The following is a 20,110-nucleotide window of genomic DNA, read 5'->3' on the forward strand; positions in this document are numbered from 1 at the left end:
GGGAGATCCGACATGAGCGACTTCATGGACAAGGCCAAGGACTTCGCGGACAAGCACGACAAGCAGGTCGACCAGGGCATCGAGAAGGCGGGTGACGCTGCGGACAAGCGCACCGGCGGCAAGTACGACAACCAGATCGACAAGGGCGTCGACATGGCGCAGCAGCGCACCGGCGAAGGCGACACCGGTCGCTGACGTACACCCGCTTCGGACACGACGGCGGCCACCCCCCTGTGGGGAGCGTGGCCGCCGTCGTGTCGGGCCGGCCTCCACAGGGGAGACCGGCCCGTCCGTCAGGAGCTGTAACCGCGGCCGGCGATCCAGTTGGCCAGCTCGGTCACGTCCATCCAGTACGTCGGCACGTCCGGCCGGGCCGGGTCCGCGATCAGCACCCGGTCGCCGTCGCCCTCGTACCGCACGACTGTCACGTAGTGGCCGGGGTAGCTGTGCTCCACCCCGTCGACGTCCCGGGCGCCGCCCAGGATGTTCGCCACCACGGGCCGGTCGTCGTCCACAGCGGTACGGATGTCCGTGCGCAGGCGGTCCACCTGCTCCCGGGTGGCCACGTCCTCGCGGATCTCGGTGGTCCGGTACTTGCCACCTGTGTACTCGTTCAGGACCCGGGTGATGTCGATGGCCGAGTCGGTGCCGTTCTCGGTGGTACCGAGCTTGGCGGCCAGCTCGTCCTGGCTCACGTCCTTGCCCTCGGCCGACAGCGCGATCCGGGTCGAGGCGGGACCGCAGTAGAAGAAGTTCGGCTGTGCCTGGTACTCGTAGTCGGCGGCGCGGTCACCCTTGCCCTTGACCGGGGCGGCGTGGGCGGCGGCGGCCGGACCGGCGACGGCACCGCCGGCCGCGGCCAGACCGGCGACGGACAGCACACACTTACGGATGATCGGGTTCATGGTCGAGGCTCCATTCGGGGGTCGACGGCTCCGTGCGGGAGACGCGGCACCAGGAGTGGCGCTCGGCGTACGGAGAGTTCAACCGCCCTGCCTCGGCAGCCCATTTCCGGGCGTGACCGGAGCCACCGCGGAACCGGACAGACGCCTCAGCCGGGCAGGCTTCCCAGCAGCCCTGTCACCGCGATCTCGATGACCACCCGCTCCGGATTCGGACGCGGCGTGCGATAGCGCTCGGCGTACCGGCGCTCGGCCTCGGCCACCGACTCCGGGTCGCGGCGCAGCACCGCCCGGCCCTCCACGGTCAGCCACCAGCGGCCGTCGACCTGGCACACCGCGACCGGGACGCCGTCCGGCCCGCCCGCCGCGACGTGCCGGGCCTTGGCCGACCCGGCTGAGGTGATCACCCGGGCCAGCCGGGTGGCGGGGTCGAAGGTCACCCCCACGGGTACGACGTGCGGGGTGCCGTCGGCACGCGGTGTGGTGAGCGTGGCGAGGTGCCGATCCGCGAAGAAGCGGGCCACCCGTTCGTCGCTCGGATCCAACCGATGCCGTGCCGCCATGTCGTCTCCTCGTTCCGTGCGGTGACGTCTCAGCGGCGGGGCGCCGCGCCGGGCGGCAACGTCGCCACCGGGGATTCCCCGGCGGCCCGCTGCTCGGCGCGGTGCTTGGCGACCAGCCGGCCCAGGTAGAACAGTGCGCCGGCCAGCACGCCCATGTCGTCCAGGTAGATCGGGTCGGGAAGCAGGTCCACCGGCAGGATCGTGTAGATCAGCGCGCCGTAGAACGCGACCTTGCCACCGGCGCCGAGCGCGCCGAGCATGCGGCGGGTGCGGACCACCCGGATGGCGAGCAGCACCGCCCCGGCCAGCATGGCCGCCGCGAGGACGGCGGCGAGGACGACCAGCACCCAGGCTTCACGGGACACGCCACCACGCTAGCCGAGCCGAGCCCGCCACGCGCGGCGGTCGTCCCCGCCGCGGGGGCGCTCGCCTTCGGCGCCCGCACCGGGCGGCGACCTGTCGGGCCGCTGCCGGGCGACGGCCTGTCGGGCCGCTGCCGGTGACGGGCTTTCAGGCCGCTGCCGGTGACGGGTTTTCAGGCCGCGACGGCCGCCCGGCCGCGAGCCACGGGCGGCAGCTCGCGGGTGACCTCGGGGCTCGCCGTTCCGGTCGGCAGTTCCCGGGTGGCCTCGGGCCCGGCGAACCCGACGATGGAGAGTTCCGTCTGCGGCTCGGCGACCGGGTGCAGCGCCGCGAACGCCTCGTCGCGCAGGCTCTGCGCCGCCGCCGCGGCCAGCTCGGCGGTCTGCCAGGCGGCCTGCTCCCGCTGCGCGGCGGCCCGGTGCCGTGCCGCCATGTTGTCCCGGACGAGCCGGCGCAGCAGCAGTTCCTGCTCCACCGGGTGCCGGCTCGGATCCCAGCCGTTGCCGCCGAGGATGTCGCTGAGCTGCCGCACCGTGATCTCGTCGCGCCACTGGGCGTCCATCGCGGCCCGGTGCAGCCAGCGCTCCCGGTCCGCGTACTCGGCCGGGGTCCGGGCGGTCCGGGGCAGCGGCAGCGCCGCGGCGGCGGTCAGGCGCCGGACGTCCTCCTCGGCCGCCTGGTACGCCTGCCAGGCAGCCTCGGCCTCCTCCTGGGCGGTCAGCCACTCGGCGCGGCTCCGCTCGGCGGTCGCCGTCGCACGGGAGGCGGCCACTGCCACCTCGTCGGCGTAGCGGATCCTCTCCTGGTCCCGTACGCGGGCGCGCTCGGCGCGTTCGATGCTGCTCGGGCGGGCGGCGTCACTGATCCGGTCGACCAGTTCCGAACGGAACCGGGACGGGCGGACGATCAGCGCGGCGACCACTGTCGCGGCCACGGCGAGCAGGACCAGCCAGATCACGGCGGCCGCGGGCATGTCGGGCAGGACGGAGGAGAAGACGGTCTGCATTACCAGCACCTCGTGGGTGGAACGTAGGACGATCGACGGTTGTGGCCCGGACATCCGGGCGGGTGCGCGTCGTGACTCGGACGCGACGGGACGCGCGGCAGGGCGCGAGGCGTGCGGCCCGTGGGACCGCGCCGGGGCGTACCGGAAGGGTGCCCGGTCAGGCGCGCGGCGGACCGCGACGGGCGATGTGCGCCCGGCCGGGGTCGGCGGCGGCGACCTCGACGCCGGGAACGCGCCCGGCGGAGTCGGCGGAAAGGCCTTCGGTGACGGCCGGGCCGGTGCCGGGGCCGGTGGTCCGCAGGGCGGCGGTCGTGGCGTCGGCCGCCGTGAGTTCCGCGGCGCCGGCCGTGACCGCCTGCCGCGTCGCGACGTGCTCGATCGCCGCGACGTGCTCAGTGACGACGGCATGCGAGGCGACTGTGGCGTGCGAGGCCGCGGCGGCGTGGGCGGGTGCGGCGGTGATGCCCTGGAGGCCGGCGATCAGCACCAGGCCGGCCACAGCCGTGCGGGCGATCCGGCGCAGCGTCGCCGTCCAGGTGGACGAGGCGAACGCTACGGGCAGCACCTGTTCAACCTATCGGTCGACGGACGATCCCGCAGCTCAAGGATCTTGCGGTTTACGTGAGCCACCCCACGGGTCGGTGTGGACGGAGACCCACGCGGGCCGGACGTGCGACGGCGCGGCGCCCCTGCCGAGGTGCCGCGCCGTCTCGTGGATGCCGGGGTCAGTTGCCGCCGAGCACCGGCGGCGGAGCGGCGTCTCCGTCGCCCCAGACCATCTCGTCCTCGGTGAGCCAGGTCAGCCGGCCGTCGGACTCGTCGTCGCCGTGGCCGCCGCGCCCACCCAGCACGCCGCTGCGGCCGGCCATCGCGGGCCGCCCGGTGGCGCCGCCGGTGCGCTCGGCGGACTTGCTCCCGGCGTCGACCACGAGGCCACGGCCGGAGGTGAGCCGGCCCGTGCCGGCCGCCGAGCGGTTCTCCGCGCCGGACATGCCGCCGAAGCGGGCCGAGGACGCCGAGTTGGCGCCGGTGCCCGCGAGCGAGCCGGTGCTCAGCACACCGGGGGCGCCGTAGAGCCCGCCACCCGGTCCGCCGGCGCTCATCGTCGTCGGTCCGGCGCCGCCGGGACCGAAGCCCGGGCCGCCGCCGATCGTCGGACCGCCCGCGGTGCTGGTCAGCGGAGCGGCGCCGGCCAGCGAGGTGCCGGTCGGGTCGACGGTGCCGCCGGTCGGCACCGAACCCGGAGCGCCCGCGCCCGGCTGGCCGCCCGGAGTGCCCGCACCCGGTGTGCCCTCGCCCGGCGTGCCGCCGGTCGGGGCCGTGTGGTGCACGCCCGACGTGGTGGCGGTGGCGTTGGCGCCCGGGCCGAAGCTGCCCAGGCTCGGGCCGGACGACGGCGTCTTCACCGACGGGCCGTTCTGCAGCGTCGGGTCACCGTTGCCGGTGTGGCCGGGCAGCTCGGTCTCCGGCGGGTCCGGTACGACGATCCGGCCGTACGCCGAGAAGTCGTAGCCCTCGGCGAGCTTGGCCACGACCTGCACCATCCGCTGGTGCGCCTTCTCCTGCTCGGCCTTGTCCTGCTGGTGGCCGACGATCCCGCCGATCACCGCGCCGGGTGCGCCGCCGATCAGGAAGCCCTTGCCGGCGCCGGAGAGCAGCTTGTCGTTGTCGTCGGTCTTCTCCGGGCTCTCCGCCTTGGACTGCGCGGCCCGCAGCTCGCTGGACATCATGTCGAGGCCCTGTCGGATACCCGTCATGCCCTCGGCGAGGTTGCCGGAGTAGCGGACGACCATGTCCAGCCGGCGGTGGAACTCCCGCGCGGCGTCGCCGGTCCAGGTCTTCGCCAGCGCCTCCAGGTCGGCGGTCAGGTCGCGGCCGAGATCGTCGAGCGTGCCCTTGAGGGAGGTCCACTGGGCGCTGAGCGCCTCGATCTGCTTCGGGTCGCCGGCGTTGACGCCCTGGTAGAGCTCCTCGTGACTGACGTGCTCGTAGCGCCGGGTGTACTCAGACACGCGGGTCCTCCTTCGGCTGCTTCATCGCCTCGTTCAGCCCGGAGAGGGCGGCGGCGATGTCGGCCGCGGCGGCGGCGTTGCGGGCCTCGGCGGTCTTGTAGTTCGTCATGATCTTGTGGGTCGCCTCGCGGGCGGCCAGGATCGCCCGGCGCAGCCGGTCGACGTGGTTGACGTAGCTCTGGTGGGTCTCGGAGTAGCGACGTGCGTTGTCGGTCGCGTCGGTGAACGTGCCGAGGGCCGGCGGGCGGCACTGCATCTGGGTGTTGAGCTTGCGCAACACCGACTCCGCCTCGTGCAGACGCCGCTCGAGCCGCTGGTGAAAGTCCTCCAAGGACAGTACGTCTACTGTCGTGCGCCCCGTCATGGCTGCATCCCCGTAGTCATCGTCGATAACCGTTCGCCGTACTCAGGTTAGTCGAAGCGAGCCAACCCGGGCGACCCGTGACGGAGATCCTCCACTTCGGATTGCGGCAGGGCCTGTCAACCGCCCTGGACCTGCGCCTCCGCGCCACCGGCCGACGGTGTCGCGGTGGCCCCCGGAGGCGTCGACGCATCGAAGTAGGTCATCGCATCCTCGCGGGACAGCGTCGGTCCGGTCGGCACCAGCGCCAGCAGCGAGGCGGGTACGGCGAGCGGCGTCACGTCGCCGTACCCGAGCGCGCTCTTCGCGTCGCCCCCGGCGGTGCCGAGCGGATAGCGGATGCCCTGCGCGGTGATCAGGTAGACAGTCGAACCGGCCGCCGCCTTGCCGCTCTCCCCGGCCGTGGCCTGCACCAGCACGCCCTTGCCGCCGGGCAGCAGCACGCTCTCGGCGGTGCGTACCGCGTCCCGGGCGCCCTGCCGCGCGGGCATCGCGGTCGCCGAGGTCAGCTCGGCCGGCGGGGAGTCGAAGACCTCCAGCGTGGTGGTCGGCGGCTGACCGGCCGGGCCGGGCCGGTAGGTGGCGCAGAGCACCGTCCGTCCCGGACGGACCTCGTGCAGCGTCGGCAGCCGGGCCGGCAGGCCGTCCGCGTCCAGCCGCTGGTCGGTGAGGAGCCGGCCCGCCTCATCCGGAGTGATCTGCGTCACCTCGCCACCCCCGCCGAGCAGCAGCAGCGCGGTGACCTCGCGGACTGTCGCCAGGCCCTGCCGGGTGAGCACGTAGTACTGGCCGGCGGCCTGGTAGACCTGGCCGATCCGGGCCGGCCGGTCGGCCACTGTGAGCCCGCTCGCGCCGCCGTCCCCGGCGATCGCCGGCTTGCGCAGCACCGGCCCGGCCGGCACCGCGTTCAGCAGTTGCTGCCCGACGGTCAGGTTCGTCGCGCCGGCCATCTTCAACGCCACCAGCGCCTGCTCGTCACCGGCCACCCGCAGCCGGGAACCACCGGTGAGCAGGTAACGCGCGTCGCCGGTCCGCACCACCACGGCCCGGTCGGTGAGCGCCGTGCCGCCGGGCAGCGCGCGGTCGATCACCAGGTGGGTGGTGGAGCGCTGCGGGTCGTTCGGGTCCGGCACGTCGCACACCGACCAGGGGAGCCCGACCAGCGATTTGCGATCCGGCAGGTCGTCCGGGGCGCCGACGATGCCGACCAGCCGCCCGCGTGGACGGTCCTTGATCGACGCCTGGGACATGGTGCGCGGCTGCGCCGCGGCGTCGTTGACGATCAGCCGCGCCGAGGCGTAGTTGAGCGTCGGGCGCAGCACCTTGTCCTCGCCGAAGTAGTACGTCGCGCCGGTCTCCCGCTCGATCACCAGCGTGTTCGGCTCCAGCGGCGCGGAGTTGCTGGTGAGCTGGCCGTACGCGCCCACGCCGCCGAGCACCACTGCGGCCGCGATGACGCTGCCGAACACCGCCATGCCGAGGCGGCGCATCGGCAGGTCGTTTGTCTCCGGATCACCGGAGAGCAGCGCCGAGACGATGCGGCGGGTGACGAAGCGGTACGCCTGCACCTGATCGCGGCGGGTCCGCATGACTAACCTCCGGCGGGGGTGGGTCCGCGGCGACAGGTCCGAACAGCGCCGCGGGCTTCCCTACGATAAGGGGCCGTCGGGGGTGCGCCGGACCCCGTCCGCCGACCGAACGACCGCACCCGCCCGGCGGATGCCCAGGATGTCCAGAAGGGACGCACACCGATGACGCAGCTCCAGGCGCCACCCGGTCGTACCGCCACCACTCCCGCCGTACCGCCGGACCGGCCGGTCACCCCGGCCGACAAGCGCCGCCGGGGACGCCTCGGCCCGGTCGTGGTCGGGCAGCTCGTGGTGGTGGAGTGCGCGGCGCTCGCGGTCTGGTTCGCCACCGCCGGCCCGGCGTGGCTGCTCGCGGTGGTCGCCGTCCTGGCGCTGCTGGCGGTGGCCGCGGCGTTCGCGCGCCGGGGCGGCCGCTGGTGGTACGAGGACCTGATGCTCCGCCGCCGGCTGCGCCGGCGCCGCGACCGCGCCCGGGGCGCGGCGCCCGGTGGTGACCCGAGACTGGCCGCGCTCGCCCCGGAGCTGACAGTGGTGGAGCTGACCGAGCGCGGCACCCGGCTCGGCATCGGGCAGGACGACCGGGGCTGGTTCGCCGCGCTGGCGCTGACCGGCCGGCCCGGCGCGCCCGCCGGCTCGATCGAGGCGGCGGTGGTGGACCGCGTGCTCGCGGTGCTCGCCGACTTCTCCGGCCCGGTCACCCAGACCCAGGTCGTCTCGCACACCCTGGTCTGGTACCCGGCGCCCGGCGCGCCGCCGTCCGCGTACCGGACCGTGTGGGTGGCGCTGCGCCTGTCGGTGTCCGACGCGCGGGCCGAGGCGGTGAGCCGGGGCGGCGGCCTGCGCGGCGTGCACCGCACGGTGGCGGCCGGGGTGGGCCGGCTCGGCAAGGCGCTCAACGCCGCCGGCCTCGGTCACCGGGTGCTCGACCGGAACGAGCTGCACGCGGCGGTGGTGTCCGGGGCCGGGCTCGACCTGGCACCGGAGTCCCCGGTGGAGACGTGGACCAGCCTGCGCGGGGGCGGCTGGACGCAGCGCTGCCTGGCCCTGCGGGTACGCCCCAACGGCTCACTCGGCGCGCTGGTCGACGCGGTCACCGCCACCTCCGCGCCCTCGCACACGGTCGCCGCCGTGGTGCTCCCGGGCGGCCGGCGGGTGCCGCCGCTGCTGCGGGTGGCAGCCATGGACGGGCACGCCGAGGCGCTGGTGAAGGCGGTCCGCGAGATGGCGCGGCGCGCGGGCGTGCCGGCCCGCCCGCTGGACGGCCAGCACGGCCCCGGCGTCTACGCCACCGCGCCGGTCGGCACCGCGATGGGGACCGTCACGGTCGAAGGTTGACGATCCAGCCGTACGCGCCGCAGACCCAGACGGCCAGCGGCACCAGCGCGATGATGAGCAGGATCTCGACGATGTCCAGGGTCCGGCCCCAGACCGGGGAGATCCGCTTGCCGGCCACGGTCAGGCCGTAGACCAGGCTGATCACGGCCAGCACGGCCAGGCCGCCCAGGATCAGCCCGAGGCGTACCGCCAGCGAGCCGGCGGCGAACGTGGCGGCGGCGACCAGCCCCAGGCCGACGGTGCCGGACAGCAGCACCGGCGTGCGTTGGGCGCGGCTGAGGAACGGGCGCGCCCGCAGCAGCGACAGCAGCGCCAGCACCAGGCAGAGCAGGACCGCCGGGAGCCGGCCGTTCTCGGCCAGCACCACCTCGCCGCCGAGCACCAGCAGCGAGACGGTCCAGAGCAGACCGGTGAGGAACGCGTCGGCGCGCTCGCTGTTGCGCAGCACCGACGGCCCGTCCACCGACTCGGTGTCGGTCTTGAGGTCGTCCGGGCCGGTGGGGATGGACGGCACCGGCAGCCGGGCCAGGCGGTAGGCGAGCATCGGCAGGGCGGGCAGCGCGCCGAACGCGACTGTCGACACCACCGCCGCAGCCGCCGCCGCGCCGATGTCGAAGGCCAGGCTGAGCACCGCGCCGAGGCCGACCGCCGCGCCCACGCCCACCGCGCCGAGGAAGAGCGGCAGGCGGTCGCCGACGGCGAGCGCGGCGATCGCGCCGAAGACCACCACAGCGGTGCCGGCGAGCAGGACGTGCGGACCGGCCAGCTCGCCGAGCGTCCGCTCACCGGCGAGCACCAGCAGGCCGCCGGCGCCCGCGTACCCGATCCCGACCAGGGCCAGCACCGCGCCGGTGCGGCTGTCGCCGGCGGCGCGGGACAGCACCGCGGCGCCGACCAGCAGCGCCACCGCGACCACGAACGCGGCGGCCGCGCCGGGTAGCTGCGGTGGGCCGGTGAGCAGCGTCGCCACCGCGCCCGCGGCGAGCGCCGAGGCGGCCAGCAGGACCGCGAACACCCGTGTGGTGCCGACCTGCCAGGCGCCCGCCCGCTGGGTGGTGGAGGTGGCGACCGCGTCCACCACGTCGTCGAAGACGATCTCGGGGGCGGTCGCGGCACGCGGGTTGAAGTAGAGCACCTCGCCGTCGCGGACGCCGAGCTGCGCGGCGGTCCGGCCGCCGTCGAACGGCTGACCGCCGAGCCGGGACAGGGCCCAGCCGCCGTGCCGCACGCCCTCGTCGGCCAGGTCCTCGCCCGCGTACCGCAGCAGCGTGGGCAGCAGGTCGGCGAGCGGCACGTCGGACGGCAGCGCCAGATCCATCCTGGTACGCGGCGCCACGATGGTGATCCGGCTCAGCCCACCGGTCGCCGTCTTCGTCGCCACAGTGGCCTCCTCGTGCTCGCATACGATCCGCTGGGCCGTCGGCGCCGCCCCCACGGGTCCACGACGCCACCGGGAGATTACCTACGATGGCGGTCGCACAGGTTGCCCACCCGACGCTCACCGGCGGTGGCAGACCACGATCAGGGCCGCTTCTGGGGAGGGGAGAGCCGTGAGTACGGTGGTGTTCCGCCGACTTCCGCGTCAACCGGGGCCCGCGCTGCCGCGCGGCGAGGTGCTGCTGGAGTCCCCGCCCGAGCTGCCGGAGCCGCAGGCCAAGGGCATGGGTCAGGTGCTGATGATCCTGCCGATGCTCTGCGGCGTCGGCGCGATGGCGTTCCTCTACGCCGGCCGGGGCGGCGGCATGATGACGTACGTCGCCGGTGGCCTGTTCGGTGTGTCCATGTTGGGCATGGCGATCGGCACGCTCGGCAACGGCGGCAACGACAAGGCCGAGCTGAACGCCCAGCGGCGCGACTACATGCGCTACCTCGCGCAGATGCGCAAGCGCACCCGGCGGGCGGCCGAGCAGCAGCGCGCCGCGATGACCTGGCGGCACCCGGAGCCGGACGCGCTCTGGTCGATCGCCGCCTCGCGCCGGCTCTGGGAGCGGCGGATCACCGAGGACGACTTCGGCGAGGTACGGATCGCGCTCGGCCCGCAGCGGCTGGCGGTGGAGATCGTGCCGCCGGAGACCAAGCCGGTGGAGGACCTGGAACCGATGAGCGCGATCGCGCTGCGCCGGTTCGTCCGGGCCCACTCCAGCGTGCCGGACCTGCCGACCGCGCTGTCGCTGCGCGCGTTCAGCCGGATCGCGCTGCGCGGCGACCGGGAGCCGGTGCTCGACCTGACCCGGGCCGCGCTGGGCCAGCTCGTCACGTTCCACGCCCCGGAGGACCTCCTGGTGGTCGTGGTCGCCGCGCCGGACCGGCAGGCGGCCTGGGACTGGGTGAAGTGGCTGCCGCACGCCCAGCACCCGGGGCGTACGGACGCGGCCGGCGCGCGCCGGATGGTGTTCGCCGCGCTGGACGAGGCGGAGACCGCGCTGGCCCAGGACCTGGGCGGGCGGCCCCGGTTCTCGCCCGAGGCGAAGCCGCTGACCACCGCGCCGCACGTGGTGGTGGTGCTCGACGGCGGCGAGGTCTCGGCGACCTGCGCGCTGACCGGGCCGGGCCTGCTCGGCACGACCGTGTTCGACCTGTCCGGCGCGGTCCCGCGTGACGCCGGGCGCTGGCTGCTCTGCCTGGACGCCGGGGACGGCACCGGCCTCGACCTGGTCCGCGGCACCGCCACGTCGCGGCTCGGCCGCCCGGACCGGCTCTCCCTGAGCGCGGCCGAGGGGCTGGCCCGGCAGATCGCCCCGTTCCGGCTCTCCCAGCAGCAGGGCGCGAGCACCGAGGAGCCGCTGGCCCGCAGCATGGAGCTGCCCGACCTGCTCGGTGTCGGCGACGCGGCCACGGTGGACACCCGGCAGACCTGGCGTCCGCGCAGCCACCGCGACCGGCTGCGCATCCCGCTCGGCCTGGGACCGGACGGCAACGTGGTGGAGCTGGACTTCAAGGAGTCCGCGCACGAGGGCATGGGCCCGCACGGCCTGGTCATCGGCGCGACCGGTTCCGGCAAGAGCGAGCTGCTGCGGACGGTGGTCGCGGCGCTCGCGGTGACGCACTCGTCGGAGGAACTGAACTTCGTTCTCGTCGACTTCAAGGGCGGCGCCACCTTCGCGTCGCTGGACGCGTTGCCGCACACCAGCGCGGTGATCACCAACCTCTCCGACGAGCTGCCGCTGGTCGACCGCATGCGGGACGCGCTGGCCGGTGAGATGAACCGCCGGCAGGAGGTGCTGCGGGCGGCGGGCAACTACGTCTCGCGGTACGACTACGAGAAGGCGCGGGCCGCCGGTGAGCCGCTGGAGCCGATGCCCAGCCTGCTGATCATCTGTGACGAGTTCTCCGAGCTGCTCGCCGCCAAGCCGGACTTCATCGACCTGTTCGTGATGATCGGCCGCCTCGGCCGGTCGCTCGGCGTGCACCTGCTGCTCGCCTCGCAGCGGCTGGAGGAGGGCAAGCTGCGCGGCCTGGACACGCACCTGTCGTACCGGATCGGTCTGCGCACGTTCTCGGCTGTGGAGAGCCGGATCGTGCTCGGCGTGCCGGACGCGTACGAGCTGCCCAGCGCGCCCGGTCACGGCTACCTGAAGACCGACACCGCGACCATGCTGCGGTTCCGCGCCGCGTACGTGTCCGGCCCGTACCGGGCGCCGGGGCAGGTGCAGCGCTCCACCCGGGCGCAGGTGCAACGCCGGATCGTCCCGTACGGCATCGACTACGTGCCGGTGCCGGCGGCGCCGAGCCCGGCGGAGGCCGCCCCGGAGCCGGAGCAGAGCGGCGACGGCAAGGCCGTGGCGATGCTGGACGTGCTGATCGACCAGCTCAAGGGCCGCGGCAAGCCGGCGCACCAGGTGTGGCTGCCGCCGCTGGCCGAGCCGTCCGGGCTGGCCGAGCTGCTGCCCAAGCTGAGCGTGCACCCGACGTACGGCCTGACCACCGCCGACTGGCCGGGCCGCGGCCGGCTCGCCGTGCCGGTCGGCATCGTGGACCGCCCGTACGAGCAGCGCCGCGACCCGATGATGGTCGACCTGGCCGGGGCCGGCGGCAACGTGGTGATCGTCGGGGCGTCGCTGAGCGGCAAGAGCACCATGCTGCGCTCGATGCTGGCCTCGCTGGCGCTCACCCACACGCCGCGCGAGGTGCAGTTCTTCTGCCTCGACTTCGGCGGTGGCGCGTTGCGCAGCCTGGACGGGCTGCCACACACCTCGGGTGTGGCGGGCCGGCGGGACGTCGAGGCGGTCCGGCGGACGGTGGCCGAGGTGGTCGCCGTGATCGACGAGCGGGAGAACCGGTTCACCCAGCACGGCATCGACTCGGTGGCGAGCTACCGGCGCCGCCGGGCGGCCGGTGAGTTCGCCGACGACCCGTTCGGTGACGTCTTCCTCGTCGTGGACGGCTGGAACACGCTGCGCCAGGAGTACGAGGAGCTGGAGCAGACGATCACCAACCTGGCGAACCGGGGCCTCGGCTTCGGCGTCCACGTGGTGATCACGGCGGTGCGCTGGGCGGAGATCCGGATCAACATGCGGGACCTGCTCGGCACCAAGCTGGAGCTGCGGCTCGGTGACCCGTCGGAGTCGGAGATCGACAGGCGGGCCGCGCAGAACGTGCCGGTGGGCGCGCCCGGTCGCGGTCTGACCCGGGACAAGCTGCACTTCCTGACCGCGATCTCCCGGATCGACGGCAAGCGCGACATCGAGGACCTGACCGAGGCGTCGGTGGCGCTCGCCGGTCACGTCGCGGCGAACTGGCCGGGACAGCCGGCGCCGAAGGTCCGGCTGCTGCCGCGCAAGCTGGCGGTCACCGAGCTGGCGAAGGTGGTCGACCGGTCCGCCCCGGGCATTCCGATCGGCGTCAACGAGTCGGCGCTCGCCCCGGTCTACCTGGACCTGGCGGGCGAGCCGCACCTGACCGTGTTCGGCGACGCCGAGTGCGGCAAGACGAACCTGCTGCGGCTGATCGCCCGGGGGATCGCCGAGCGGTACACCCCGGCCCAGGCGCGGCTGGTCATCGCCGACTACCGGCGTGGTCTGCTGGGCGCGGTCGAGGGTGACCACCTGCTCGACTACGCGCCGTCGAACCAGGTGTTCAGCCAGGGACTCGGCTCGATCCGCAGCGCGTTGCAGAACCGGCTGCCCGGCCCGGACGTTACCACCGCCCAGCTGCGTGACCGGAGCTGGTGGAAGGGTCCGGACCTGTACATCCTGGTGGACGACTACGACCTGGTCGCCTCCGGTGGCAGCAACCCGCTGAGCGCGCTGCACGAGCTGCTGCCGCAGGCGCGGGACATCGGCCTGCACCTGATCATCACGCGCCGGGTCGGCGGTGTGGCCCGTGCGCTGTACGAGCCGGTGCTGCAACGGCTGCGCGAGCTGGACTCGCCCGGCCTGCTGATGTCCGGCAGCCGGGAGGAGGGTGCGGTCTTCGGCAACCTGCGGCCGACGCCGCAGCCGCCGGGCCGGGGCACGCTCGTCCGTCGCCGCGACGGCCAGCAGCTGATCCAGACCGCGTGGACGGAGCCGGCCTGACGGGACGGACGCCGGGCGGCCCGGTCCGGTAGCGTCGGCCCGATCGATCGTCGCGAGTGGAGAGGGGCGCGCACGTGAGCAGCCCGTCGGGTTTCGGTGCGGCCATGGAGGGCCTGCTGCGGCAGGCGCAGGAACAGCAGCGCCGGCTGGCCGATCTCCAGCGGCAGCGCGCCGAGCTGCGGGTGACCGGGGAGAGCCCGGACGGGCTGGTGCGGGTGACTGTCGACGGCGGCATGAAGGTCGGCGACATCGAGCTGAACGCGCGGGCGATGCGGCTGGACAGCTTCTCCCTGTCCGAGGCGATGCAGGCGGCGATCGACGCGGCCTACGCGGCCTTCGAGGAGCGGCAGCGCGAGATGCTGAGCGAGATGCTCGGCGACTCCGAGATGGTCCGCCGTGCGCAGGACGGCACGCTGACCCCGGAGGACTGGTTCCGTCAGTTCGGGGTGGACGTGTCCGACCCGACCCGCAACCTGCGGCGCTGAGCGAGAGGAAGGCCGACGATGCCGAACACGGTCGACGTCGACGCGATCCGGAAGGCGGGCCGGATGCTCGACGCCCCGGACGGCCCGATCCAATACCTCCGCAACGTCGAGACGTTGCTGGGCGAGGTGAAGCTGCCCAGCGGCGCGCTGAGCTGGTTCGGCACCGGCGCGGTCGAGCGGCACAACGCGGCTGTGGACGGGCACCTGGACAACGTCCGCACCGGCGTGGAGCATCTGCGCAAGGCCGCCGCGCAGCTCGAACAGAGCGCGAAGAACTGGGAGAGGTCGGATCAGCCCTGGGTGGTCAAGTGACCGGCCGGGCCCGCCACGGGAAGGACGCCTGATGCCGCCGGAGATCCTCATCGCCAACGCCTCGGGGACGGTGACCGGCACCGTGACGGTCGCCGAGACCACGGCTCCGGTCCGGTCGGCGGCGGCCGTCGCCAAGGGCAACCTGGTCTGGATCGTCGCCTCGGCGGCGTTGATCGGCGCGATCCTCTACCTGGAGTCGTTCGACAACCAGCAGGTCAACGAGTCGATCAAGAAGTGGGACGAGGCGGCCCGCCTGCTCGGCGCGGACCAGTTCGGCGCGGCCATGGCGGCGGTTCCGCCGGACGCGGCGGAGTGGGACTTCGACGACCGGGACGCGTTCGACCTGTTCCTCCGCAAGCTCGGGGCGGAGATCAACTCGTTGGCCGAGGCGTTCGCCGCCAACCGGGACACGCTCACCGCGGCCCGGGACGCGTACAACGACGCGATCTCCGGCCTGGCCCAGGCGCTCATGCCGATCCTGGTCGCGGTGATCGCCTCGATCGCGCTCCAGTTCTTCCCCGCCACCACCGCGCTGGCGCAGGCCATCGGCATCGTCGGTCTGACCGCCACCGCCGCCGTCCTGGTCCTGGTCTTCGGTGAGATCAGCGCGCTGCTGCACGCGCTGCTGGCCGCCTTCCACACCGACAACCGGTTCACCTTCACCGCGGACTCCCGCCCCGGCTGGGCGCCGACCGGCTCGGACCCGGACATCAAGGACATCAAGATCGACTGGGTGCGGGACGCCAAGTTCTACGGGTGACGGGAGCGACGCATGGAAACCCTGCTCTTCTCGTTGTTGCTGTACGTCCTGCTGACCATTCCGGTCTTCGTGGTCCTGATGCTGTTCGCCGCGCTGACCCGCTCGGCGCGGCTGCGGCGGGCCGCCGAGGTGGTGTCGCTGAGCACCTGCGCGGCACTGCTGGTGCTGTCGTTCCAGCGCGCTTTCGAGAAGCCGATGCTGTGGGCCGTGGTGGTGCTGCTGGTCGCGGTGCTGGTCTTCGGCGTGTCGACGATCGTCAAATCCTCGCGCGAGCGGTCGTGACCTCGGCCTCGACCGTCCACCTCGTACTGAGGGCCGCGGATCGCGTCTGTCGACAGTGGGATGTCGGAATACGACCATGGGACGGCAGGGCTGCGCGGGTTGGACATCGTCCGCTACGGTTCGGATGAAGTGTCCGTCGGTGGGGTGTGTACGCCTTGCCGCGGGGGAGGGCGCGGCGGAACCGCCGCCACAAGATGACGGAAGGGTGTGAAGCATGGCGTTCGAGGTCAGTGCAGCGACTCTGCACACCGCCGCGAGTGACGTGCGGTCCACGCGCAGCGACGTCGACGGCGAGCTCAAGAAGCTGTGGAACGTGGTCGACGACCTGGCGATGGCCTGGAAGGGCCAGGCGTCCACGGGCTTCCAGAGCCTGATGACTCGCTGGAACGAGGACACTACGAAGCTGCTGACCGCGATGGACAACATCGCGGACCTGCTCGACAAGTCCGGCACCACGCACCAGGTCAACGACGAAGAGCAGCAGCAGATGCTGGACAAGTTCCACGCTGCTCTCAACCCGTGATCCGCGAAGACAGGCAGAGGAGGAATCGATGAGCATCAAGGTTGATTACGCTGTTCTGGAGAGCAGCAACCAGCAGATGCAGGCCATCTCGCGGACCATCGACGAGAAGCTCGACACGCTGCGGGCGATGCTGACCAAGCTCGAGTGGGAGGGCCAGGACCGGGCCGCCTACCAGCAGCACCAGGCCCAGTGGGACGCCGCCGTGCGGGACATCAACAAGGTCCTGAACGAGATCGGCGGTGCCGTGGGCATCGCGCGCGAGAACTACATGACCACGGAGATGAGCAACTCCAAGGTCTGGGGCAACTGACCCCCGACCGGTCCACAGCGGCTCCGCTCCGGCTCGTGCCGGGCGGAGCCGTCGTGTGTTGTCAGGCGTCCTGCGGGACGTCGCGGCGGCCGGGACGCCACCCGCGCCGCCGTCCGCGTACCAGGATGGGGCGCAACGTCAGCAGGACGCCGGCCAGCAGCGCGCCGACGACAGCGACCCAGATCGCGACGGTGCGCTGCCAGGCCAGCGGGTCGGCGGGCGGCGCCGGTGGCGGCATCGCGCCCAGCGGCGGGTCCTCCCGGGTGCCCAGCAGGCTGGTGACCGCCCGGTACGGGTTGACCATCCCGAAGCCGACCTCGGCGTTGTGCCCGTCGGGCGGGTTGTCGGCGGTACGGGTCAGCCGGTAGGCGACCTCGTCGGCGCTGATGTCCGGGTGTGCGGCCCGCACCAGCGCGGCCACCCCGGAGACGTACGCGGTGGCGAAGCTCGTCCCGCCCTGCGGCTCGGCCCGGTAGCCCGATCCCTGCGGAGCGGGCCCGACGATGTTCAGGCCGGGGCCGGCGATGTCCACATAGTCCCCGCTGACCGAGCTGCCGACGTGCCCGCCCTGCTCGTCGATGCCGGCGACGGCGACGACACCGTCGTACGCCGCCGGATAGGCCGGCCGGTCCTCCCGGTTCTCCTGCCGGTTGCCGGCGGAGGCGACGACTACCACGTCCTTACTGAGCGCGTACTGCACCGCGGACTTCAGCGCCGGGTCGTCGAGCGTGACCAGGGACAGGTTGATCACGTCGGCGTCGTGGTCGACAGCCCAGCGGATCGCCTTGCCGATCTCGGCCGGCACGTCCGGGTCGAAGTTCTCCTTGTTCTCGGCCAGCACCCGCAGCGGCAGGATCTTCGCCTCCGGCGCGATGCCGGTGTAGGGCGAGCCGGTGCCCTCCCGGCCGGCGATGATGCCCGCGACCATGGTGCCGTGGCCGACCAGGTCGCACTGCCCCTTGAGGCGGACGAGCTGGTTGAAGTCCTCACCCGGCAGCACCCGCCCGCGTAGCAGGGGATGGGCGGGCGAGACCCCGGAGTCGATCACCGCGACGGTGACCCCCGCGCCCTTGCCGATCCGCCACGCGGCGGCCGGGTCGAGGCGGCTCAGCGCCCACGGAACCTCGGTGGGCGCGGGGCCGCCGGCCGGGCCGCACTTCGGGGCGGCCTGCGCGGGCGCGGGCACCGCCAGCGCGCCGCCGAGCAGGGCGGTCACCGCCGCTCCGGAGAGGACGGACCTGATCCGGTGTCCGGCCCGGACGCGTCCCGTGGTCGCGCCCGGCCGCAAGCTGTCGCGCACGCGGTGAGATTACCCGCCTCGCCGGCCCGCGCGGGCACACGTGGTGCCGGCCCGGGTCACCCGTCGGCGGCAGCGTCCCCGGCCGACTCGGCGGCGAACAGGGCCAGTAGCGCGCCGACCTGCTGGTCGGCCTCGGCCGGGTGCCGGAAGCGGCCCTTCGGGTTGATCGTGTACTCGTTGCGCCGTCCCACCCGCGTACGACGCAGGTAGCCCCCGGCCTCCAGGTCGGCGACGATGGCCTGGGCCGCCCGTTCGGTCACGCCCACCTCGTCGGCCACGTCCCGCAGCCGGGCGGTGGGGTTGCGCGCGATCGCCAGCAGCACGTGGCCGTGGTTGGTGAGGAAGGTCCAGTTACGGCGGCTCCCGTCCTCAACTGGTGTGGTCGCCATGGTGGTCATGCTATGGCCACGTCCGCCACCTGCCGAATCGGCGCGGTCCGGGGCGGGGCGCCGACGGGAAAGTATGAAATGCGTATCACGAATCTTGACGTGCCCCCAGGTGCGTGTGACCGTGGGTCGCGAGGCCGTTCGGCCTGGTGGTTCCCCAGGTAGACGAGGTGAGGGACATGACGCCGAGCACCCCGGAGCAGGCACTGACCGAACTGCGTGCCGGTAATCACCGGTTCGTCACGGGCGTCCCGCAGCATCCGAATCAGGACGCCGGGCACCGGGCGGCTGTGGCCGACGGCCAGCACCCGTTCGCGGTGATCGTCGGCTGCTCCGACTCGCGGCTCGCCGCCGAGATCATCTTCGACCGCGGTCTCGGTGACCTCTTCGTGGTGCGTACCGCCGGGCACACCGCCGGGCCGGAGGTGCTCGGCAGCGTCGAGTACGCCGTCACCGTGCTGGGCACCCCGCTCGTGGTGGTGCTCGGGCACGACTCCTGCGGCGCGGTCCAGGCCGCCCGGGAGGGGGTCCGGACCGGCGCCGCCCCGGCCGGGCACCTGGGCGCTGTGGTGGACGCGGTCTCGCCGAGCCTGTTGCGCGCCGCCCGCCAGGGGGTCGAGGACCTCGACGGCATCGTCGACGTCCACATCGCGCAGACCGTGGAGACGCTGCTGGCCCGGTCCGCCGTGCTGGCCGAGCGGGTGGCCGCCGGGCGGTGCACGGTGGTGGGCATGTCGTACCGGCTCGCCGGTGGCGAGGTGCGGACCGTGGCGCAGGCCCCGGCCCCGCTGCCCGCCCCGGCCGCGCCCGCCGACCCGGCGCTGGCCGGCTGATACGCACGGACGACGAAGAAGGGGCCGCCCGAGGGCGGCCCCTTCTCGTGGTGTCCGGGTCAGAGCATCGACATGTGGACGTGGTCGGTGTGGTTCGAGGGTCCGCTGTACGAACTCCAGCCGGTGGCCGGGAACCAGATCTGCCGGTTCCAGATGACGTAGTAGATGCCCAGCCGGTCGGCGTTGCGGATGAGGAAGGCGGCCACCTCGTTGCCGTACCGGCGGGTGTCGTTGTTGTGCCAGGGCGCGAAGCCGCTGTTCTGGAGCGACCAGTCGCACGCCTTGCCCTTGGGGTGCTCCCACGGCCCGCCGGGCCGGTAGCAGCCCACGAAGCGCTTGAAGCCCGCGCGCCGGACCTCCTTGTACGCGTGCAGCGTGCGCGGCGTGACGCAGCCCGAGGTGGTCGGGTCGTCCTCGCTGCACGACTCCGCCTTCCACCCGCCGTCGGCGGTGCGGCCGGGGCCGATCTTGGCGACCGGTGAGGTGGCGGAGACCAGGCCGCCGGTGAAGCCGAGACCGCCGACGAGCTTCAGCGCGCGCTCGGCCTGCACCTTCTCGCGCTCCATCGCGTTCTTCTGCTTCTCCTGCTCGCGCACCTCGGCGTCGAGCGCGATCTTGGCCTGCTCGGCGCGGGTCTTGACCGCGTTGATGGCGGCCAGGCGCTGCGCGTTGAGGAGGTTCAGCTCGTCCAGGGCGTTGACCCGGCGGACGAACGAGTCGGGTGAGTTGCTCTCCAGCAGCATGGCCATCGCGCCCATCCGGCCGGTCCGGTAGGACTGGGCAGCGAGCTGGTTGACCTGCGGGCTGAGCGCTTCGAGCTCGGCCTGTGCCGTCTTCACCTCGGCCGCCAGCCGCCGCTGGCGGTCCTGGGACTTGGCGAGCTTCGCCTTGGCCTGGAGGAAGGCCCGGTTGGCGGCGTCGATCGCCTCGGTGATGAGCGGCGGTTCGCCGTCCTCCTCGTGTCCCGAGGGGTTGCCGGGGGCCGCCGCGGTGGGGGCCGCGGTCGCCGGGGTCGGCCCGGCCAGCACGGCCAGCGAGGCCAGCACGGCCACCACGGGTGTCAGCCAGCGGCGCAGGGGTGCCGTCACAGTGTTCCCTTCCGTCGGCCGCCGACCGGGTTAGCTGACGGGTTCGGGACGGAAGTGGCCCCTACCGCTGTCGCGGATTCACCCCATGTACCTGGTTCCCCGGTTCGCCCGCAGGCGATTGGGCGGCGGCACCGCTGGCGCCGGTGCGCGCCTTCGGCGGTGACCGGCAGCGAGGTTACCTGAC

Annotated in this window: 22 protein-coding genes and 1 riboswitch; of the genes, 10 read left to right on the forward strand and 12 right to left on the reverse strand. The window is 73.5% G+C overall.

All coding sequences use genetic code 11. The features are described 5' to 3' along the window. Positions 1-12 precede the first annotated feature (12 nt). Positions 13-195, forward strand: coding sequence for an antitoxin (locus FB454_RS30705; protein ID WP_013283756.1), 183 nt, complete (start codon positions 13-15; stop codon positions 193-195). Between the two features lie 98 nt (positions 196-293). On the opposite strand, the gene FB454_RS30710 is transcribed toward FB454_RS30705, so the two are convergent. The 8 genes from FB454_RS30710 to eccB all read right to left on the reverse strand — a co-directional run bounded on the left by FB454_RS30710 (position 294) and on the right by eccB (position 6,796). Further along, entirely contained in the window at positions 294-905 is a 612-nt protein-coding gene (locus FB454_RS30710) for a C39 family peptidase (protein ID WP_145824008.1), read from the reverse strand. A gap of 146 nt (positions 906-1,051) precedes the next feature. Beyond that, positions 1,052-1,465 carry a pyridoxamine 5'-phosphate oxidase family protein gene (locus tag FB454_RS30715; protein ID WP_030272890.1) on the reverse strand — a complete coding sequence of 138 codons (414 nt, stop codon included), beginning with the start codon at positions 1,463-1,465 and terminating at the stop codon, positions 1,052-1,054. A 29-nt stretch (positions 1,466-1,494) separates the two neighbouring features. Beyond that, positions 1,495-1,830, reverse strand: coding sequence for a YkvA family protein (locus FB454_RS30720; protein WP_013283759.1), 336 nt, complete (start codon positions 1,828-1,830; stop codon positions 1,495-1,497). Between the two features lie 170 nt (positions 1,831-2,000). Beyond that, positions 2,001-2,834, reverse strand: coding sequence for a hypothetical protein (locus FB454_RS30725; RefSeq protein WP_013283760.1), 834 nt, complete (start codon positions 2,832-2,834; stop codon positions 2,001-2,003). Between the two features lie 157 nt (positions 2,835-2,991). Continuing rightward, a complete protein-coding gene (locus FB454_RS30730) occupies positions 2,992-3,399 on the reverse strand; it encodes a hypothetical protein (protein WP_145824009.1) in 408 nt (135 codons plus the stop codon). A 160-nt stretch (positions 3,400-3,559) separates the two neighbouring features. After that, positions 3,560-4,846: a WXG100 family type VII secretion target gene (locus FB454_RS30735; protein WP_013283762.1), complete on the reverse strand. Its 1,287-nt coding sequence runs from the start codon at positions 4,844-4,846 to the stop codon at positions 3,560-3,562. Then, positions 4,839-5,210, reverse strand: a complete 372-nt coding sequence (locus FB454_RS30740; protein ID WP_013283763.1) for a hypothetical protein — start codon at positions 5,208-5,210, stop codon at positions 4,839-4,841. Before FB454_RS30740 ends, FB454_RS30735 begins: the two co-directional genes overlap by 8 nt. Positions 5,211-5,326: 116 nt before the next feature. Further along, the gene (gene eccB / locus FB454_RS30745; RefSeq protein ID WP_013283764.1) at positions 5,327-6,796 is read right to left on the reverse strand and encodes a type VII secretion protein EccB; all 1,470 of its coding nucleotides are present in this window, start codon (positions 6,794-6,796) and stop codon (positions 5,327-5,329) included. Between the two features lie 162 nt (positions 6,797-6,958). Between eccB and FB454_RS30750 the strand changes: the two genes are divergently transcribed. Further along, positions 6,959-8,131: a type VII secretion protein EccE gene (locus FB454_RS30750; RefSeq protein ID WP_013283765.1), complete on the forward strand. Its 1,173-nt coding sequence runs from the start codon at positions 6,959-6,961 to the stop codon at positions 8,129-8,131. Here the strand turns inward: FB454_RS30750 and eccD are convergent. Further along, entirely contained in the window at positions 8,115-9,512 is a 1,398-nt protein-coding gene (eccD, locus tag FB454_RS30755; RefSeq protein ID WP_013283766.1) for a type VII secretion integral membrane protein EccD, read from the reverse strand. The genes FB454_RS30750 and eccD overlap by 17 nt on opposite strands. A gap of 169 nt (positions 9,513-9,681) precedes the next feature. Here eccD and FB454_RS30760 point away from each other — a divergent pair, with 169 nt between their 5' ends. The 7 genes from FB454_RS30760 to FB454_RS30790 all read left to right on the forward strand — a co-directional run bounded on the left by FB454_RS30760 (position 9,682) and on the right by FB454_RS30790 (position 16,319). Further along, complete coding sequence (locus FB454_RS30760; protein WP_013283767.1) at positions 9,682-13,647, forward strand: type VII secretion protein EccC; 3,966 nt, start codon at positions 9,682-9,684, stop codon at positions 13,645-13,647. A 74-nt stretch (positions 13,648-13,721) separates the two neighbouring features. Further along, on the forward strand, positions 13,722-14,132 hold the full coding sequence (locus FB454_RS30765) for a YbaB/EbfC family nucleoid-associated protein (RefSeq protein WP_013283768.1): 411 nt from the start codon (positions 13,722-13,724) through the stop codon (positions 14,130-14,132). An 18-nt stretch (positions 14,133-14,150) separates the two neighbouring features. After that, positions 14,151-14,444, forward strand: a complete 294-nt coding sequence (locus FB454_RS30770; protein ID WP_013283769.1) for a hypothetical protein — start codon at positions 14,151-14,153, stop codon at positions 14,442-14,444. 31 nt (positions 14,445-14,475) lie between these two features. Next, complete coding sequence (locus tag FB454_RS30775; protein WP_013283770.1) at positions 14,476-15,204, forward strand: hypothetical protein; 729 nt, start codon at positions 14,476-14,478, stop codon at positions 15,202-15,204. A 12-nt stretch (positions 15,205-15,216) separates the two neighbouring features. Further along, positions 15,217-15,486: a hypothetical protein gene (locus FB454_RS30780; RefSeq protein WP_013283771.1), complete on the forward strand. Its 270-nt coding sequence runs from the start codon at positions 15,217-15,219 to the stop codon at positions 15,484-15,486. A gap of 214 nt (positions 15,487-15,700) precedes the next feature. Next, a complete protein-coding gene (locus tag FB454_RS30785; RefSeq protein ID WP_013283772.1) occupies positions 15,701-16,009 on the forward strand; it encodes a WXG100 family type VII secretion target in 309 nt (102 codons plus the stop codon). 28 nt (positions 16,010-16,037) lie between these two features. Beyond that, positions 16,038-16,319 carry a WXG100 family type VII secretion target gene (locus tag FB454_RS30790; RefSeq protein WP_013283773.1) on the forward strand — a complete coding sequence of 94 codons (282 nt, stop codon included), beginning with the start codon at positions 16,038-16,040 and terminating at the stop codon, positions 16,317-16,319. Between the two features lie 61 nt (positions 16,320-16,380). Here FB454_RS30790 and mycP read toward each other — a convergent pair whose 3' ends face one another. After that, a complete protein-coding gene (gene mycP, locus FB454_RS30795; protein WP_235437571.1) occupies positions 16,381-17,619 on the reverse strand; it encodes a type VII secretion-associated serine protease mycosin in 1,239 nt (412 codons plus the stop codon). A gap of 56 nt (positions 17,620-17,675) precedes the next feature. Continuing rightward, entirely contained in the window at positions 17,676-18,017 is a 342-nt protein-coding gene (locus FB454_RS30800) for a helix-turn-helix transcriptional regulator (RefSeq protein WP_013283775.1), read from the reverse strand. Between the two features lie 167 nt (positions 18,018-18,184). Here FB454_RS30800 and FB454_RS30805 point away from each other — a divergent pair, with 167 nt between their 5' ends. Further along, positions 18,185-18,838 (forward strand): carbonic anhydrase, encoded by a 654-nt coding sequence (locus FB454_RS30805; RefSeq protein WP_013283776.1) that lies wholly within the window; start codon positions 18,185-18,187, stop codon positions 18,836-18,838. A 59-nt stretch (positions 18,839-18,897) separates the two neighbouring features. Here FB454_RS30805 and FB454_RS30810 read toward each other — a convergent pair whose 3' ends face one another. Beyond that, positions 18,898-19,926 carry a coiled-coil domain-containing protein gene (locus tag FB454_RS30810; protein WP_013283777.1) on the reverse strand — a complete coding sequence of 343 codons (1,029 nt, stop codon included), beginning with the start codon at positions 19,924-19,926 and terminating at the stop codon, positions 18,898-18,900. 4 nt (positions 19,927-19,930) lie between these two features. Beyond that, a riboswitch (cyclic di-AMP (ydaO/yuaA leader) is annotated at positions 19,931-20,061 on the reverse strand. Positions 20,062-20,110: the final 49 nt, after the last annotated feature.

Source organism: Micromonospora sp. CNZ297, assembly GCF_007827625.1.